This window comes from Streptomyces sp. NPDC096152, assembly GCF_044763235.1.
Taxonomy (GTDB): Bacteria; Actinomycetota; Actinomycetes; order Streptomycetales; family Streptomycetaceae; genus Streptomyces.
Window position 1 is genome coordinate 1 of record NZ_JBIWFW010000004.1, and the last position, 16,540, is coordinate 16,540.

Below are 16,540 nucleotides of genomic sequence, written 5' to 3' on the forward strand. Positions count from 1 at the left end.
TGAATGTCCGCGATCACCGGGATCTGCGACTTCCGCGCGATCGTCGCCAGCGCGTCCGCGTCGTCCTGCGTCGGACACGCCACCCGCACGATCTGGCACCCCGACGCCGTCAGCTCCGCGATCTGCTGCAACGTCGCACCGATGTCCGACGTACGCGTCGTCGTCATCGACTGCACCGACACCGGGGCCCCGCCCCCGACCGGTACCGACCCGACCTCGATCCGCCGCGACACGCGCCGCTCGGCGATCGGCCGGCCCGGTACCTCGGGAACGCCCAGGGAAACGGCGGTCATGGCGTCACTCGCGGTTTCCGGAGACGGTCTCGCGCAGGGCGCGCAGGGACTCCTTGAGGGAGCCCATGGTGGCCAGCACGGCGGTGGGCTCGTACCCGCAGTGCGCCATGCAGTTGGCGCAGCGCGGGTCCTTGCCGCGGCCGTACTTGTCCCAGTCGGTGTCCTCCACCAGTTCGCGGTACGTCGGGACGTATCCGTCGCTCATCAGGTAGCAGGGGCGCTGCCAGCCGAAGAGGGAGTAGTTCGGGATCGCCCACGCGGTGCACGGGAAGTCCACCCTGCCCTCGAGGAAGTCGAGGAACAGCGGGGAGTGGTTGAGCCGCCAGCGGCGCCGGTTGCCGCCCGCGAAGGCCTTCTTGAACAGCTCGCGGGTCTGCTCCACGCCCAGGAAGTGCTCCTGGTCGGGGGCCTTCTCGTAGGCGTAGGCGGGCGAGATCATCATCTCGTCGACCTTCAGGTCGTCGTTGAGGTAGTTGAGGACCTCGATGACGGTCTGCGGGGTGTCGGTGTTGAAGAAGGTCGAGTTGGTGGTCACCCGGAAGCCGCGCCGCTTGGCCTCCTTCATGGCCTCGACCGCCTCGTCGAACACGCCCTCCTTGGCCACCGACTCGTCGTGCCGCTCACGCAGTCCGTCGATGTGGACGGCGAAGGCGAAGTAGGGGGAGGGCGTGAACCGGTCCATCTTCTTGCGCAGCAGCATCGCGTTGGTGCACAGGAAGACGTACTTCCGCTTGGCCGTCAGCTGGCGCACGATCTCGTCGATCTGCGGGTGCATCAGCGGTTCTCCGCCCGCGATGGACACCATCGGCGCGCCGGACTCCAGCACCGCTCCCACGGCCTGCGCGACCGGCATCCGCTGCTTGAGCACGCCGGCCGGGTGCTGGATCTTGCCGCAGCCCTCGCACTTCAGGTTGCAGGCGAAGAGGGGTTCGAGCTCCACGATGAGCGGAAACTTGTCCCGCCTGCGCAGCTTCTGTTCGGCCAGGTATGTAGCGACCTTGATGGACTGACGCAGCGGCATGGCCATCTGGCTCACCTCCGGGGGAGCAACACACTACGGTGCCATTCGAAGAAAGTCGGCAGAACGGAACGAAGAACACGGAACGCTGATATTCCACCGCGCACCGTGCCGATCCGGACGAGTTCATGTTCTGGAGCGTCCACGACCACCCGGACGGCCGCAACCGGGCGCGCGCCCTCGCGCACCGCGCCCAGGAGCGTGGCCGCGGACTCCATGTCGACCGCGATCGCGCCGGTGGCCCGCAGGCCGGAGCGTTCCGGCCCGCGGACCACGTGGTCGGATCCGGTGACCGGCCCGGTGTGGACGGTGCGCCCGGGCAGGGCGCGCGCGAGTTCCCCGACGAGCAGCTCGGTGCCCACGCACCGCACGGTCCCGCGCGGATCCCGGGTCTCCTCGGCGACCACCAGGTCGCCGGGGTGCATCCCGGGGGCGAGTCCGGCACAGAAGCCCGTGGCGAGCACGGCGGCCCCGGCGAGCGCGGGGTCGGCGAGGAGCCGGGTGACGGAGCGTTCCGCCGCCCTGGGCCCCATGCCGGTGCGCAGGACGGTGACGGGCCCGCCGGCGGCCCGGTGGTCCGGTCCGGCCCCGGGGCGCCCGAGGCTCCCGCGCCCGGCACCGCGGCCGCCCGTGCGCAGGGCGAGGCGCTCGATGCCGAGCGCGCAGGCGATCAGCAGCGGTGTCGGGGCGGGCCGGGCGTCCATCAGCCCGCCTCGGCCCCGGCGCGGGCCTTGGCGGCGAAGGGCTCGCCGTGGACGTACCGGCCGAGCGCGGTCAGCGGGAAGACCTGCCGGTAGAGGTGGTAGTTGATGGAGAAGTCCCAGGGGAAGCCGGTGCCGGTGAAGTACGGCTCGTCCCAGGAGCCGTCCTCCCGCTGGGTGGCGGCGAGCCACGCGACGCCGGACTCGACGGCCTTGGACTCCTTCTCCCCCGCCGCCAGCAGGGCGAGCAGCGCCCAGGCGGTCTGCGAGGCGGTGGAGGCGCCCCGGCCGCTCCACCCCTTGGCGTCCCGGTAGGAGCGCAGGTCCTCGCCCCAGCCGCCGTCGTCGTTCTGCACCGACTCCAGCCAGGTCACCGCGCGGCGGATCGCCGGGTGCGCGCCGGGCAGCCCGGCGGCGACCAGGGCGGGCACCACCGACCCGGTGCCGTAGACGTAGTTGACGCCCCAGCGCCCGAACCACGAGCCGTTCGGCTCCTGTTCGGCCAGCAGCCACTGGATGCCGCGCCGGGTGCGCGGGTCGTGGGAGAGGCCCTCGACCGCGAGCATCTCGACGACGTGGGCGGTGACGTCGGCCGAGGGCGGGTCGATGACCTCGCCGAAGTCGCAGAACGGCAGCCGGTTGGGGAAGGGGCTGGTGTTGTCGACGTCGAAGGCGCCCCAGGCTCCGTTCCTCGACTGCATGCCGAGGCTCCAGCGCACCCCGCGGGCCACGGCGTTGTCGACCCGTTCCGGGTCGTGGTGGCGGACCCGGCGCAGGGCGAGGACGACCTCGGCGGTGTCGTCGGTGTCGGGGTAGTTGTCGTTGTGGAACTCGAACGCCCAGCCGCCGGGCGGCAGTCCGGGGCGGCGCACCGACCAGTCGCCGGGCCGCACCACCTGCTCGCCGAGCATCCAGTCGGCGGCCTTCACCAGTTGCGGGTGGTCCGCGGGGACGCCCGCGTCGGCGAGGGCGATGGTGGCCAGGCAGGTGTCCCACACGGGCGACTGGCAGGCCTCGATCATCCGGGCGCCGTCCGGGCGCCGGACGGCGAAACGGTCCAGCGACCGAAGGCCCGCGCGCATGACCGGGTGGTTGAGGTCGTAGCCCAGCAGGTGCAGCGCGATGATCGAGTACACGGCCGGCGGCTGGATGCCGCCCCAGCAGCCGTCGTTCTCCTGGCGTTCGATGATCCAGCGGGCCGCGGTGTTCATCGCGGCTCTGCGCAGCCGCTTCGGCGCGACCTTGCGCAGCGCGTGCAGCGCCTTGTCCAGACGCTGGAAGGCGCCGTCCCAACTCGCCGCCGGGGCGAAGGGTCTGGGCGGGTTGGGGCGGTCGGGGTCGGTGTGCAGCTCGTCGAGCGGGAAGGGCGCGGGCCGCACCGGCCGCTTGGCGGAGACGACGGTGAGCGGGACGATGGTCTGCCGGGCCCAGCAGCCGAAGTCGTAGATGTTGAGCGGGACCCAGGTGGGGAAGTAGAGGAGCTCCGGCGGGAGTTCGGGCAGGTCCTCCCACTTCCACCAGCCGAACAGGGCCAGCCAGATCCGGGTGAAGACGCGGGAGGCCGCGATGCCGCCCTGCGCGCGGATCCAGGCCGAGGCCCTGGCCATGTGGGGGTCGCCGGGCGCGTCGCCTGCCAGGCGGAGGGCGACGTAGGCCTCGATGGTGGTGGACAGCTCGCCGGGGCCGCCGAAGAAGGTGGCCCAGGTGCCGTCCTCGCGCTGCTCGCCGCGGACGAAGAGGGCGGCGGACCGGGTCGTCTCCTCGTCGAGGATGCCCAGGAACTGACGCAGCAGCAGGTCCTCGGCGTCCATCGTGACGTTGGTCTCGAGGTCGCCCTTCCACCAGCCTTCCGCGTCCTGCCGGGAGAGCAGGAAGTCGGTGGCGCGCCGGACCGCGCGTTCGGCGGCTTGTGCTGCCCCGGCCGCCACGGGTGTGGTGAGTACGGTTTCGCTGGCCGCGGCAGCGCGGGGCGGGAGAGTGGCCCCGGTACTTCCGTCGGTCGTCGCTGTCATGGCTTCCCCTTCGTGCAGTCGTGCGAGTCGTGCTGCTGTGGGTCCGCCGTCGGCCGGTGCCTGGAAACCTCCTGCGGCACCGGCCGGCGACTACGCGAGGCTGGTTCGACCGATAACGATCATCTCTTTCGTACGACGACGAAGTCGGCGAGCGCCGTGAAGGAGGCCCGGACCGGCTCGGGCATGTCGACGGCGTCGAGGGCTTCGATGGCGGTGGTGTGCTGGCGGCGCGCCTCCTCGGCCGTCCACGCACGGCCGCCCGCCTCCTCGATGAGGGCGGCGCGGGCCGCGAACTCCTCCTCCGAGAAGTTCTCGAAGTCGCTGCTCTTGGCGTCGGCGGCGAGCATCTCGCCGAGCCGCTCGGAGGCGGATCCGCCCGCCGCGAGGGCGGCCACGACCGGCAGGGACTTCTTGCGCTGGCGCAGATCGCTCCAGGTCTGCTTCCCGGTGGCCTCCGGGTCGCCCCAGATGCCGAGGAGGTCGTCGACGGCCTGGAAGGCCAGGCCGAGGTGGTAGCCGTACTTCTCCAGCGCGTCGGCGGTCGCGTCGTCCGCGCCGCCGAGCACCGCGCCGATGGAGCTGGCGCAGGCGAGCAGTGCGCCGGTCTTGTTGCCCTCCATCTCCAGGCACTCCGCGACGCTGACGCGGTCGCGGTGCTCGTAGGAGATGTCCTGCGCCTGACCGTCGATCAGGGCGCGGGTGGCGGTGGTCAGGCGGCGGGTGGCCCGGCCGGCCTCTACGGTGCCGAGTTCCAGGAGGACCTCGTTGGCCAGGGCGAACAGGGCGTCACCGACCAGGATGGCCTGGGCCGGGCCGTGCACCTTCCAGACGGTGTCGCGGTGCCGGCGCTGCTCGTCGCCGTCCATCAGGTCGTCGTGCAGCAGCGAGAAGTTGTGGACCAGTTCGACGGCTACCGCGCCGGGGATCCCGGTCTCCGGAGCGGCCCCGGTGACCTCGGCGGAGAGCACGGCCAGGGCCGGGCGGACGGCCTTGCCGCCGTCGCCGTGGGCCGGCCTGCCGTCGGCGTCGATCCAGCCGAAGTGGTAGGCGGCCACCGTGTCCATGGGGGGTGCCAGGCGGTCGACCGCCGCCCGCAGAACCGGCGTGGCCAGGGTCCGGCCGCGCTCCAGCAGCGCGGTCACGTCCGCCGCGGTCCTTCGACCGGGCGTCGAGGCCGGGGGCACAGTGGGCACAGTGTCTCTCCTTGTTGCGGTGCCGGGGATGCGGGAGCCTGCCGCGCCGTGCTGGTCGAGCATCACGCCGCCTCCTCCAGAGCGAAGAGGCGGCTCGGGCGGGGCCGGCCGAGGGCGCGCAGCGCGGCCTCCGCCGCGCTCACGCCGCTGCGGACCGCACCCTCCATGGTCGCGGGCCACCCTGTGGCGGTCCACGCTCCGGCCAGGTACAGGCCGGGTGCCTTGGTGCGGGCGCCGGGCCTGAGACGGCCGACGCCGGGGGTCGGGGCGAACGTCGCCGTGCGCTCCCTGGTGACGAAGAAGTCCTCGACCTCCGCGCCCCGCGCGCGGGGCAGCAGCCGCCGCAGCTCGGGCAGGTAGCGCTCCCGCAGCTCGGCCACGGGCGCGTCGATCTCGTCCTGGGCCGCCGACTGGGAGACGGCCAGGTACTGACCCCGCTTCAGGCCGGAGGCCTCCGTACGGTCGAAGACCCACTGCACCGGGGTGCCGAGGGCGGCGAAGAAGGGGCGGGCGAGCACCTTGCGGTCGTAGACGACGTGGACGTTGAGGATGGGCGCGGTGCCGATCCGCAGCAGCCGCTCGGGCGCGTCGAGGGCGCCGGGCGGCAGCAGGCCGTGCGCCTCGCGCTGCGCCACGGCGAGCACGACAGCGTCGGCCCGCAGCGTCTCGCCGGGAACCCGGACGCTCCAGCCGCCGTTCTCGTGGGGGGACAGGGAGGTGACGCGTGTGCGGAGTTCGGTGCGCACGCCCGCGGAGTCGAGCGCCTTGCGGGCCAGCCGGTCGTGCAGCTCTCCCAGCGGGACGCGGGCCCAGCCGATGTCGGCCGCGCCGGGGTGGGACAGCAGACCGGTCTTGAACACCATCGCGGCGAGCCCGAGCGAGGTGTCGCCCGCGACCGCGTTGAGCGTGGCGACCCCGACCAGGTCCCACAGGGCCTCGACGGCCCGCGCCGACTGGCCGTGCGCGGTCAGCCAGCTGCCGAAGTCCTGGGCGTCCAGGGCCGGATCGCTGAGGTCGAGCGCCTTGAGCGCGAGCGCGGCCCGGCCGACCCGGGCGCGCTCGGCGAGCGAGAGGTGGGGGTAGGCGGCCAGGCTGCGTCCCAGGTGCAGGGGCACGGGCAGCGCGTCGCGCCGCAGCCGGCCGAGCCGTCGTCCCTCGGGGCGGGTGGCGTCGAGGACGGGCACGTCGAGCCGGTCCTGCAGCGGGGCGAGCGCGGCGGCGTCGATCCGGCCGAGGAACCAGCGGTACGCGGCGCAGCAGCGCAGGTACACGTGCTGGCCGTTGTCGACGGTCAGGTCGCCGCGCCGGAAGGAGAAGGCGAGGCCCCCGAGGCGGGGCCGCCCTTCGACCAGCGTCACGCGCACTCCGGCGTCGGTGAGCGCGAGCGCGGCGGTGATGCCGGCGAGTCCTCCGCCGACCACGACGGCGTGGCGCGCGGCGCCACGCGGGGCGCCGTTCAGCGGCTGGTCCGGCCGGGTGCCGTCGGTCATCGCGCGCCCTCCCCTGTGCGCCCGCCGTGGCGACGCGGTGCCCCACGGCCGGTCGTTGCCGTCAGGGACGCCGCGTGGCGGCGGAGGGTTGCGCGCCGTTTCTCGGCGGTGGAGCCGACCGGGAGCGAACGGTCCATCAGGCGCGCCTCCTGACGGTCTGCCGGGAGACGTGCCGGGTGTCCAGCCCGGACAGGCCGCGCACGGCGACGTACGCCTTCTCCCGGCCCGGCAGCGAGACCCGGCCGCGCAGCACGGCCTGCGGCTCGCGCTCGATGCGGTCGAGCAGGCGGCGGTAGATACCGGCCATGGCGGCGACGCACGCGCCGCTGCGCCGGTCCAGCATGGGCAGCAGCCGGTAGCCTTCGGCGAACAGGGCGCGGGCGCGGCGCACCTCGAAGTGGACCAGACCCGCGAAGTCGGAGCCCTCCGGCGGGATCGGGCCGCGGAACCCGGCCGAGCAGCCGAACTTGGCGAGGTCGTCGGCGGGCAGATAGGTGCGGCCGCCCGCGGCGTCCTCGCGGACGTCCCGGAGGATGTTGGTCAGCTGCAGCGCGAGGCCGAGCGTGTCGGCGTACTCGGGGGCGCGCTCGGCGCCCCGCGCGCCCGGCTCGGTGCCGAACACGCCGAGCGAGAGCCGTCCGATGGCCCCGGCCACGCAGCGGCAGTAGGCCTTCAGGTCGTCCCAGGTCTCGTAGGTCTCGCCGCGGACGTCCATGAGGACGCCGTCGATGAGTTCGTCCAGGCCCCCGAGCGGGATCGGGAAGGTCCGGGCGGCGTGGGCGAGGGCCACCGCGACGGGGTCGGTGTCGTCGTCCTCGACCCCGCCCTCGCGGACCCGGCCGAGCAGGGCCCGGGTGTCCTCCAACCGGGCGATCTTGACGTCGTCCGTCAGCTCGCCGTCGCCGATGTCGTCGACGCGCCGGGAGAACGCGTACAGCGCGGACATGGCGCGCCGCTTGGACGTAGGCAGCAGCCGGATGCCGTAGGCGAAGTTGCGGGCCTGCTGACCGGTGACGGCCTCGCAGTAGCTGTAGGCGGCGAGTACCGGTGCGGACACCTGCGGCGGAGCTTCCACGGCCCGGATCACCCCTCTCCTCGCAGGGTCACGCCCACCTCGCGCAGCAACTGGACCTTGCCGGGCTTGGGCGGGCCGGGAAGTACGTCGTACCGGGCGGCGGCGATCGCCCGCACGACCGCCCTTCCCCCCGCCACGAACCCCGCGAGCAGCAGCTTCAGCCTGCCGTGGACGCTACCCACCAGGGGGGCGCCCTCGTCCAGCAGGATGCGGGCACGTTCCGCCTCGTACGCGACCAGGGCGCGCACCGACGCGCCGGCGGTGGGGGCGGCGAGATCGTCCTCCCGCACGTGGAAGCGCTTCATGTCGGCGGCGGGGAGGTAGACCCGGTCGCGGGCGAGGTCCTCCGCGACGTCCTGGAGGTGCTCGACGATCTGCAGGGCGGTGCAGACCGCGTCGGAGCGGCGGATCCGCTCGGGGGTCGAGGTGCCGGTGACGGCGAGGACGAGGCGGCCCACGGGGTTGGCGGACAACGCGCAGTAGGCGAGGAGGTCGTCGTAGGTCTCGTACCGCGTGACGAGCTGGTCCTGGCGGTTGGCCGCGATCAGGCCGAGGAAGGGCTCGGGGGTCAACGCGTGGCGGCGGACGGTGGGCTGGAGCCGGCGCAGCAGCGGGTGGCGCGGTGCGCCGTCGAACACGCGGCGCAGGTCGTCCTCGAAGGCGTCCAGGAGGACCAGGCGGTTCCCGGCCTCCTCGGGCGACACGCCGAGCAGCCGGGCGTCGGCCCCGCCGGGGGCCAGGTCGCCGTCGCCGATGTCGTCGACGAGGCGGGCGAAGCCGTAGAGGGCCATCAGGTCGGCACGCCAGGCTCTGGGCAGGAAGAACGGCGCCACGGGGAAGTTCTCGCCCGCGGCCTTGTCCAGCGTGGCGCGCCCGGGGTCGCGCGCCGCGGTGGTTCCCGTCACCGCGCGCTGCCCGGAGCGGGGACGGCACGGCTTGCGCTGAGCTGGGGAGTTTCCGTAGCCATTGCCGTCACATCTCCCGTTCTACACTGCCGATCCAATACACACTATTTCGGACACGCCGCCGGACCCTCCGCGGGGCTGCCCCGAGGGAGGGTGTCGCGCATTATCGCCCCATGTGCCGCTTTCGGGGACCGGTACAGCTTACGTTGTACAACGTGATGTGTTCCGCAGGGGTGTCCGGCACATCACAACAACACACCGATTGGTGTCAAGATTCCGTGCCCCGGCCCGAGTTGGCGTTTCCTTTGCAGACGCGGGGCCCCACCGGAGCAGTTCCGGCGGGGCCCGACGGCGTCCGGGTCACTTGCCGGTGAACTTCTCGTACTCCTTGAGCACCTCTTCGGTGGGGCCGTCCATGCGCAGCTCACCGCGCTCCAGCCACAGCACCCGGTCGCAGGTGTCGCGGATCGACTTGTTGTTGTGGCTGACCAGGAAGACGGTGCCGGCCTCCTTGCGCAGCTCCCGGATGCGCTCCTCGGACCGCTTCTGGAACTTGCGGTCACCGGTGGCCAGCGCCTCGTCGATCATGAGGACGTCGTGGTCCTTGGCGGCGGCGATGGAGAAGCGGAGCCGGGCCGCCATGCCGGAGGAGTACGTCCGCATCGGCAGCGTGATGAAGTCGCCCTTCTCGTTGATGCCGGAGAAGTCGACGATCTCCTGGTAGCGCGACTTGATCTCCTCGCGGGACATGCCCATCGCGAGACCGCCGAGGATGACGTTGCGCTCGCCGGTCAGGTCGTTCATCAGGGCCGCGTTCACGCCCAGGAGCGAGGGCTGGCCGTCGGTGTAGACCTTGCCCTTCTCGGCGGGCAGCAGGCCGGCGATGGCGCGCAGCAGGGTGGACTTGCCGGAGCCGTTGGAGCCGATCAGGCCGATGGCCTCGCCGCGGTAGGCGACGAAGGAGACGCCCTTGACGGCGTGCACCTTGCGCACGCCGCGCTCCTCGCCGCGCTTGAGGATGCGGCTGAGCGCGGCGGTGGCGCTGCCCTTGCCCGTCTTGGCGCCGTTGACGCGGTAGACGATGTGCAGTTCGTCCGCGATGACGGTGGGGATCCGCTCCCCGTCGACGCGGGCGGCGTTCTGCTCAGCCACGGCCGTACCTCTCCTCCGCCTTCCAGAAGTAGACGAACCCGCCGGCGAAGACGACGACGGCCCAGAACAGGGCGACGGCCCAGACGTGCGGCGGCAGGTGCGAGGCACCGTACCCGTCGATCAGCGCGAACCGCATCAGATCCATGTAGACCGCGGCGGGGTTCACCTGCATCAGACGGATGAACCACTCCGGCCGCCCGGCGAGCATCCCGCTGATGGAGAACATCACTCCGGACGCGTACATCCAGGTACGCAGAAGGAACGGCATGAGCTGGGCCAGGTCGGGGGTCTTGGCGCCCATCCGGGCGACGATCAGCGCGAGGCCCGTGTTGAACAGGAACTGCAGCGCCAGCACCGGCACGATCAGCAGCCAGGACAGACCCGGGTAGCTGCCGAAGCCGATGGCCACCACGAACAGCACGATCATCGAGAACAGCAGCTGCTGGAGCTGCTGCAGCGCGAAGGAGACCGGCAGCGAGGCGCGCGGGAAGTGCAGCGCCCGCACCAGGCCGAGGTTGCCGGAGATGGCCCGCACCCCCGCCATCACCGAGCTCTGCGTGAAGGTGAACACGAACACGCCGGTGACCAGGAAGGGGATGTACGTCTCGGGCGTCATGCCCCGGCTGGCCCGCAGGATCACGCCGAAGATGAAGTAGTACACGGCCGCGTTCAGCAGCGGGGTCGCCACCTGCCAGAGCTGGCCGAGCTTGGCCTGGCTGTACTGGGCGGTCAGCTTCGCCTGGGAGAAGGCGAGGATGAAGTGGCGGCGCCCCCAGAGCTGGCGGACGTAATCCGTCAGCGAGGGCCGGGCGCCGCTGACGGTAAGCCCGTGCCTGGCGGCGAGCCGCGCCGCCGTGAGGCCCTCGTCGGGCGACGGTGCCGCGTCGACCGCGACACCGCCGTCGTGCGTTGTCTCACTCACAACCGGATACTTTCGTCTTCGAAGACGCGCCGCCTGTGCGGGCAGCGCGAGCGCGGGCCGGGTGGTGACCCGGCACCCACGGGATTGCTTGTCAGATGACCGGAGGCCGGCCCAGCCGGGTCAGCCGCCACACCGTACGCCACTTCATGGGCCGACGCGGACCGCACGGTGTGGTCCAGCCTTCCCGGAAACCGCCGAACCAGGCCTTCAGCGCCGGCCGGGAGGGGCGGCGGAGCAGGGTGAGCAGCATCCAGACCCCGAGGTAGACCGGGACCAGCGGCGCGGGCAGGTTGCGGCGGGCCAGCCAGACCCGGTTGCGGGCGACCATGCGGTGGTAGACCGCGTGCCGCGAGGGCGCGGTCGTGGGGTGGTACAGCACCATGTCGGACCGGTAGTCGATCATCCAGCCCGCGTCGAGGGCCCGCCATGCCAGATCGGTTTCCTCGTGCGCGTAGAAGAATTCGTCCGGCAGCGCACCCACTTCCGCGAGGACCTGGGTGCGGACGGCGTTGGCGCCGCCGAGGAAGGTGGTGACCCGGGAGGAGCGCATCGGGTCGGCGGCGCGCAGCCGCGGCACGTGGCGGCGCTGGGTGACACCGGTCTCCGGGTCGGCGATGCGGAAGCTGATGATGCCGAGCCCCGGATCGTCCGTGAAGGCCCGGCGGCACAGCTCGGCGGTGTCGTGGTGGGCGAGGAGGCCGTCGTCGTCGAGGAAGAGCAGGATGTCGACGTCCCGGCCGCTCGGGCCGAAGGCCTCGATGCCGACGTTGCGCCCGCCGGGGATGCCGAGGTTCTCCGGCAGCTCGATCGTGCGGACGCCCTCGGGGACGTCGGGGACGGGCGAGCCGTTGCCGACCACGACCACCTCGACCCGGTCGCCCTCCTGCTCGGCGACCGAGTCGAGCAGGGCGCGCAGCTCGTCGGGGCGGTTGCCCATGGTGATGACGACCGCGCCGACCTTGGGCGCGTTGCCCACGGCGCTCATCGCAGCCTGCTGGACGCGAGGACGGACACCAGGTGCAGCAGGGTCTGCAGCAGCGCGATCCCGGCGAGTACGGCGGTGCCGAGCCGGGTGAAGAACAGGTCGCCCCTGGCCGCGTCGGCGATCGCGAGGACCAGGATCAGCAGGGACGCCTCGATGCCGAGGATCAGCCGGTGGAACTTCAGCGCCGCGGCGGCCCGGCGGGCCAGCGCCATGCCGGAGGAGCGCGGCTCGGACGCGGCCTCCTTGACCGGCGGCAGGCCGCCCTGGTGCCGGGCGACGCCGACGAGGTCGGTCTCGGCCTTGACCAGGATCGCGCCGAGGGCGGCGAGGGTCCCGAGGAAGGCCCACAGCCAGTCGATCCGCCCGCTGCCCCACAGGTCGGCGGCGCGCAGGCCCAGCCCGACCAGGACCGCGGCGTCGCACAGATAGGCGCCGACCCGGTCCAGGTAGACACCGCCGAGCGAGAACTGCTGCTTCCAGCGCGCTATCTCGCCGTCGACGCAGTCCAGCAGCAGGTACAGCTGCACCATGACCACGCCGAGCACGGCGCCCGGAATCCCCGGCACCAGCAGGGCCGGGCACGCCAGGACACCGCAGAGGGTCATCAGGTACGTGAGCTGGTTGGGCGTGATCCTGGTGTTGACCAGGTAGCGGTCGACCCGCAGGGACACCTCACGCATGTAGAGGCGTCCCATCCAGTGCTCACCGCTGCGCCGGTCCTTGACCCCCGCGGGGTGGACGACCGGACGGAGTTCAGCTACCGATGGCCTTGACATAGTCGGCGTAGATGTCCTTGATCTGGTTCGTCTTGAGGGCGAGGTGTTCGAGGATCGTGTAGCGGCCGGGCCGGGTCTCCGGGGCGAACTCCACGGCGCGGACGAACTCGTCCACGGTGAAGCCGATCTCCTCCGGCAGCACCGGCAGTCCGTGCCGGCGCAGCACCCCGGCCATGAACGCCGACTGCTCGTGGGCCCCGCGCAGGTACATCGCGAAGGCCGCGCCCAGTCCGCACTGCTCGCCGTGGCTCGCGGCGCGCTGGGGGAACAGCAGGTCGAAGGCGTGGTTGATCTCGTGGCACGCCCCCGACGAGGGCCGGGAGTCGCCCGAGACCGACATGGCGATCCCGCTGAGCACCAGCGCCTCGGCGAGCACCTGGAGGAAGTCGTTGTCGCCGATGCCGCCCGGGTGCCGCAGCACCGCCTCGCCCGCCTGGCGGGCCATGGCCGCTGCCAGCCCGTCGACCTTCTCGCCGTTGACGCGGTGGGCAAGTTCCCAGTCCGCGACGGCGGAGATGTTGGACACGGCGTCGCCGATGCCGGAGCGGACGAAGCGCGCGGGCGCCTCGCGGATCACGTCCAGGTCGATGACGACGGCGATCGGGTTGGGCACGCCGTAGGAGCCGCGGCCCGCGTCGTTGTCGAGGGTCGCAACCGGGGAGCACAGGCCGTCGTGCGCGAGGTTCGTCGGCACCGCGACCAGGGGCAGGCCGACGCGCGCCGCGGCGAACTTGGCGCAGTCGATGATCTTGCCGCCGCCCAGGCCGACGACCGCGTCGAAGTGGCCGGACTTCATCTCGTCGGCCAGCCGGATCGCGTCGTCGAGGGTGCCGCCGCCGACCTCGTACCAGGTGGCGCCGGGCAGGGTGGGGGCGACCCGGTCGCGCAGCCGCGCGCCGGAGCCGTTGCTGACGGCGACGGCGAGCCGGCCGGAGTGCGAGATGCGCTCGTCGGCGAGCACGCAGCCCAGGTCGTCGAGGGCACCCGGGCGGATGTCCACGACGACCGGCGACGGGATGAGCCGGGTCAGTACTGGCACGCGATCTCCCGTCCCCGGGCGAGGTCGTCGTGGTTGTCGATCTCGACCCAGCTGACGTCGCCGATCGGCGCCACGTCGATCCGGAAGCCGCGGTTGACCAGCTCCTGGTAGCCGTGCTCGTAGAACTGCTGCGGGTCGGTCTCCCACACGGCGCGCAGCGCGTCGGCGAGCTCCGGGGCCGCGTCGCCCTCGATGAGGGTGACACCGATGTACTCGCCGGTGGCCTCGGCGGGGTCCATCAGCTTGGTGATCCTGGTCATGCCCTTGCCGGGGTCGACGACGACCTTCATCTCCTCGTCCGCCAGGTTCTTCACCGTGTCCAGGGCGAGGATGATCTTCTTGTCGCCGCCGCGGGCGGCCAGCAGCGTCCGCTCGACGGAGACCGGGTGGACGGTGTCGCCGTTGGCGAGGATCACGCCGTCCTTGAGGGCGTCACGGCCGCACCACAGGGAGTAGGCGTTGTTCCACTCCTCGGCCTTGTCGTTGTCGATCAGGGTGAGCTTCAGGCCGTACTTCCGCTCCAGGGCGGCCTTGCGCTCGTAGACGGCCTCCTTGCGGTAGCCGACGATGACCGCGGCCTCGGTCAGGCCGATCTCGGCGAAGTTGCCGAGGGTGAGGTCGAGCACCGTCGGCTCGCCCTCTATCCCCGCCGGCCCCACCGGCACCAGCGCCTTGGGCAGGGTGTCGGTGTAGGGGCGCAGACGCCGTCCGGCGCCGGCCGCCAGCACGAGGCCGATCATGCGGGTTCTCCTTCGTCGTGTACGGCGGGCGCCCCTGCGGACACCCAGAAGCGGATGCTCTCGGCGAGCACCACCAGGGCGACGACCACGGCGAGGACCGTGAGCGCGACGGTGAACTGCGAGGCGGTGAGCAGCGCCGCCAGCACGGTGACGAGCAGCGTCCGCCCTTCGTGCCCCCCGACGGCGCGCACCAGCCACGCCGGCGGCGCTCCGGCGTCGCCGCGGATGCGGTACACCGTGTCGTAGTGATGGTAGGCGACCGCGGCCACCAGGCCGAAAGCCGCCGGAAGCGCTCCGTTCACGCCGGCCTTGGCGGCCAGGGCGAGGACGGTGCCGTACTCGGCGGCCCGGAACAGCGGCGGGACGAGCCAGTCGAGGGCGCCCTTGAGGGGGCGGGCGACGGCGAGTGCGGAGGTGAGCGCGTACACGACGGCGGCGAGGACCGGCCAGGGGCCGCCGAAGCCGGTCAGCGCGGCGGTGGCCACGACGGCGAGCGAGCCGAGCAGGGCGAGGGCCGGGGCGGCGGCGCCGGGCAGCCGGCCCGCGACGGTGCGCAGGGCGCCCGCGAGGACCTGGGCGAGCGGGCCGCTGTCCGCGAGGTCGGCCAGCGCCCCGGCCGCGCGGTCCGTGCGCGTCGCCCTGCGGGTCACCGAGCGCAGCACGCGGCCCGCGGTGGTGTAGGTGGCCGCGAAGGCGCAGCCGGCGAGCAGCGCGTAGAAGGTGACGCGGGGCGTGGTGGCCGCCGTGAGGAGGGCGATCATCGCCCAGCGCTCGCCGATCGGCAGGACGATCATCCGGCGCACCCAGACCGTCCAGCCGACGCTGTCGAGCTTGTCGGAGAGGGCGGCGGTGGGGCTGGTGTTGGCGGTGGCGTCGTGGTTGGCCTCGTTGAAGGAGAAGTCGACGACGTGCCGGCAGGTCTGCAGGACCATCGCGCCGAGCGCGAGGGCCCACACGTCGTCTCCGCCGCGGGCGGCGCCGAGGGCGAGGCCGGCGTAGTAGGCGTACTCCTTGGCCCGGTCGAAGGTGGCGTCCAGCCAGGCGCCGAGGGTGGAGTACTGGAGCGAGTAGCGGGCGAGCTGGCCGTCGGTGCAGTCCAGTACGAACGAGGCGATGAGCAGCACGCCGGCCGCGACGAAGCCGCCGCGGGTGCCGGTGGCCGCGCAGCCGGCCGCTATCAGGGCGGTGAGCAGGGAGGCGGTGGTGACCTGGTTGGGGGTCAGGCCGCGCCGGGCGCACCAGCGGGCGAGGTAGCGCGAGTACGGGCTGATGCAGAAGGTGGTGAAGAAGCCGTCGCGGGCCTTCACGGCCGACTTCAGGCGTACGGCTTCGTCGTCGACGGCGGCGACGGCCTGCCGTGCCTCGTTGCGGCCCTGCGGGTCGGTGGGCACGGCGGCGACGAGGCTGCCGAGCTCGGGGCGGTGCACGGCGGAGCCCTCGGCGTCGAGGGCGGCGACGATGCGGTCCGCGAGGCTGTCCACGGCCAGTGCGGTGCCGCCGCCGACGGAGTTCTCGCGGGCCATCGCCCGGGTCAGGGCCTGACGGCCGGCCGGGCGGGCGGTGACGGCGCCGGGCACGGCGGCGAGGTCGAAGCGGGGGTCGGTCAGGCCCAGACGCAGGGCGTGCGGATGGCCGACGAGGCGGGCGTCGACGACGGCGACCCGCTGGTCGCCGGGGACCTGGGCCAGCTGCGTCTCGGCGTCGGAGGCGTCGGAGGCGATCCGCACGTCGAAGCCGAGGGACCGCAGATCGTTCTCGATCGACGATCCGGGGACCGGCTGACCGGTGAGGATGGCGGTCGACAACCGAAGTCACTCCCTGGGGGCCGACGCGTCCGCGCCGGTCATGTGCATGGTGGGGGGCGCCGTATGCCTGTGGCACCCGGGCGGCATGTCGGCAGAGGCTATCGGATGCGGGGAAGACCGTGTTCACCGCCCGTTCACGGGACGATCAACGCGGTCTGCTGCGGCCTGCGCCGCGATCATCATCGGTGATGCGGGGGCCTCGCCACAAACCGCGGGGGCGGGGACGGGCATCGCGACGGGGGGGTGGGGTGAGGGGGCGCCCGGGAGAGCGGGTGCCCGAGAGGGCGGGACGTCCGGCGTACGACAGCGGGCGGGGTGTCCGGCATCACGGCGGTCGCCGGTGTGACGGGGGGTGCTCGGTGTCACGGGCGTCGGTGTCGCGGCGGGTGTCCGGAGTCACGGCGGGTGCTCCGTGTCGCGGTGGGTGGCCCGCA

At 72.7% G+C, this 16,540-nt stretch carries 16 protein-coding genes; all 16 read right to left on the minus strand.

The genetic code is table 11. From position 1 onward, the window contains the following. Positions 1–293 (minus strand): flavodoxin-dependent (E)-4-hydroxy-3-methylbut-2-enyl-diphosphate synthase (locus tag ACIQ9G_RS14700; protein WP_403608852.1); only part of this gene is annotated, 293 nt, incomplete at its 3' end. Positions 294–297: 4 nt separating this feature from the next. Beyond that, positions 298–1,320 carry an adenosyl-hopene transferase HpnH gene (gene hpnH, locus ACIQ9G_RS14705; RefSeq protein ID WP_403608854.1) on the minus strand — a complete coding sequence of 341 codons (1,023 nt, stop codon included), beginning with the start codon at positions 1,318–1,320 and terminating at the stop codon, positions 298–300. 5 nt (positions 1,321–1,325) lie between these two features. After that, positions 1,326–2,015 (minus strand): 1-hydroxy-2-methyl-2-butenyl 4-diphosphate reductase, encoded by a 690-nt coding sequence (locus ACIQ9G_RS14710; protein WP_403608856.1) that lies wholly within the window; start codon positions 2,013–2,015, stop codon positions 1,326–1,328. Next, positions 2,015–4,024, minus strand: a complete 2,010-nt coding sequence (gene shc / locus ACIQ9G_RS14715) for a squalene--hopene cyclase (RefSeq protein ID WP_403608857.1) — start codon at positions 4,022–4,024, stop codon at positions 2,015–2,017. Before shc ends, ACIQ9G_RS14710 begins: the two co-directional genes overlap by 1 nt. A gap of 119 nt (positions 4,025–4,143) precedes the next feature. Continuing rightward, positions 4,144–5,208 carry a polyprenyl synthetase family protein gene (locus ACIQ9G_RS14720; RefSeq protein WP_403610005.1) on the minus strand — a complete coding sequence of 355 codons (1,065 nt, stop codon included), beginning with the start codon at positions 5,206–5,208 and terminating at the stop codon, positions 4,144–4,146. Between the two features lie 71 nt (positions 5,209–5,279). Then, a complete protein-coding gene (gene hpnE, locus ACIQ9G_RS14725) occupies positions 5,280–6,707 on the minus strand; it encodes a hydroxysqualene dehydroxylase HpnE (protein ID WP_403608858.1) in 1,428 nt (475 codons plus the stop codon). Continuing rightward, the gene (locus ACIQ9G_RS14730) at positions 6,704–6,844 is read right to left on the minus strand and encodes a DUF6380 family protein (RefSeq protein WP_403608860.1); all 141 of its coding nucleotides are present in this window, start codon (positions 6,842–6,844) and stop codon (positions 6,704–6,706) included. The genes hpnE and ACIQ9G_RS14730 overlap by 4 nt, the downstream gene beginning before the upstream one ends. After that, positions 6,844–7,794, minus strand: coding sequence for a presqualene diphosphate synthase HpnD (gene hpnD / locus ACIQ9G_RS14735; protein ID WP_403608862.1), 951 nt, complete (start codon positions 7,792–7,794; stop codon positions 6,844–6,846). Before hpnD ends, ACIQ9G_RS14730 begins: the two co-directional genes overlap by 1 nt. Continuing rightward, on the minus strand, positions 7,791–8,687 hold the full coding sequence (gene hpnC, locus ACIQ9G_RS14740) for a squalene synthase HpnC (protein ID WP_403608863.1): 897 nt from the start codon (positions 8,685–8,687) through the stop codon (positions 7,791–7,793). The genes hpnD and hpnC overlap by 4 nt, the downstream gene beginning before the upstream one ends. Before the next feature lie 360 nt (positions 8,688–9,047). Then, entirely contained in the window at positions 9,048–9,839 is a 792-nt protein-coding gene (locus tag ACIQ9G_RS14745) for an ABC transporter ATP-binding protein (protein ID WP_392196499.1), read from the minus strand. Next, positions 9,832–10,761: an ABC transporter permease gene (locus ACIQ9G_RS14750; RefSeq protein WP_403608865.1), complete on the minus strand. Its 930-nt coding sequence runs from the start codon at positions 10,759–10,761 to the stop codon at positions 9,832–9,834. Before ACIQ9G_RS14750 ends, ACIQ9G_RS14745 begins: the two co-directional genes overlap by 8 nt. A gap of 91 nt (positions 10,762–10,852) precedes the next feature. After that, positions 10,853–11,746: a glycosyltransferase family 2 protein gene (locus ACIQ9G_RS14755; RefSeq protein ID WP_403608867.1), complete on the minus strand. Its 894-nt coding sequence runs from the start codon at positions 11,744–11,746 to the stop codon at positions 10,853–10,855. Further along, positions 11,743–12,522, minus strand: coding sequence for a CDP-alcohol phosphatidyltransferase family protein (locus ACIQ9G_RS14760; RefSeq protein ID WP_403608869.1), 780 nt, complete (start codon positions 12,520–12,522; stop codon positions 11,743–11,745). Before ACIQ9G_RS14760 ends, ACIQ9G_RS14755 begins: the two co-directional genes overlap by 4 nt. After that, positions 12,500–13,561: an iron-containing alcohol dehydrogenase family protein gene (locus ACIQ9G_RS14765; RefSeq protein WP_403608870.1), complete on the minus strand. Its 1,062-nt coding sequence runs from the start codon at positions 13,559–13,561 to the stop codon at positions 12,500–12,502. Before ACIQ9G_RS14765 ends, ACIQ9G_RS14760 begins: the two co-directional genes overlap by 23 nt. Further along, positions 13,549–14,301, minus strand: a complete 753-nt coding sequence (locus tag ACIQ9G_RS14770; protein ID WP_403608871.1) for a sugar phosphate nucleotidyltransferase — start codon at positions 14,299–14,301, stop codon at positions 13,549–13,551. The genes ACIQ9G_RS14765 and ACIQ9G_RS14770 overlap by 13 nt, the downstream gene beginning before the upstream one ends. Further along, positions 14,298–16,106, minus strand: a complete 1,809-nt coding sequence (locus tag ACIQ9G_RS14775; RefSeq protein ID WP_403608873.1) for a DUF5941 domain-containing protein — start codon at positions 16,104–16,106, stop codon at positions 14,298–14,300. Before ACIQ9G_RS14775 ends, ACIQ9G_RS14770 begins: the two co-directional genes overlap by 4 nt. Between the last annotated feature and the right edge of the window lie 434 nt (positions 16,107–16,540).

Excerpts from the sequence above, each read along its gene's own strand:
- shc (WP_403608857.1), bottom strand. The coding sequence starts at position 4,024 with ATGACAGCGACGACCGACGGAAGTACCGGGGCCACTCTCCCGCCCCGC.
- ACIQ9G_RS14730 (WP_403608860.1), bottom strand. The coding sequence starts at position 6,844 with ATGGACCGTTCGCTCCCGGTCGGCTCCACCGCCGAGAAACGGCGCGCA.
- hpnE (WP_403608858.1), bottom strand. The coding sequence starts at position 6,707 with ATGACCGACGGCACCCGGCCGGACCAGCCGCTGAACGGCGCCCCGCGT.
- ACIQ9G_RS14760 (WP_403608869.1), bottom strand. The coding sequence starts at position 12,522 with ATGTCAAGGCCATCGGTAGCTGAACTCCGTCCGGTCGTCCACCCCGCG.
- hpnH (WP_403608854.1), bottom strand. The coding sequence starts at position 1,320 with ATGGCCATGCCGCTGCGTCAGTCCATCAAGGTCGCTACATACCTGGCC.
- ACIQ9G_RS14770 (WP_403608871.1), bottom strand. The coding sequence starts at position 14,301 with ATGATCGGCCTCGTGCTGGCGGCCGGCGCCGGACGGCGTCTGCGCCCC.
- ACIQ9G_RS14755 (WP_403608867.1), bottom strand. The coding sequence starts at position 11,746 with ATGAGCGCCGTGGGCAACGCGCCCAAGGTCGGCGCGGTCGTCATCACC.
- ACIQ9G_RS14710 (WP_403608856.1), bottom strand. The coding sequence starts at position 2,015 with ATGGACGCCCGGCCCGCCCCGACACCGCTGCTGATCGCCTGCGCGCTC.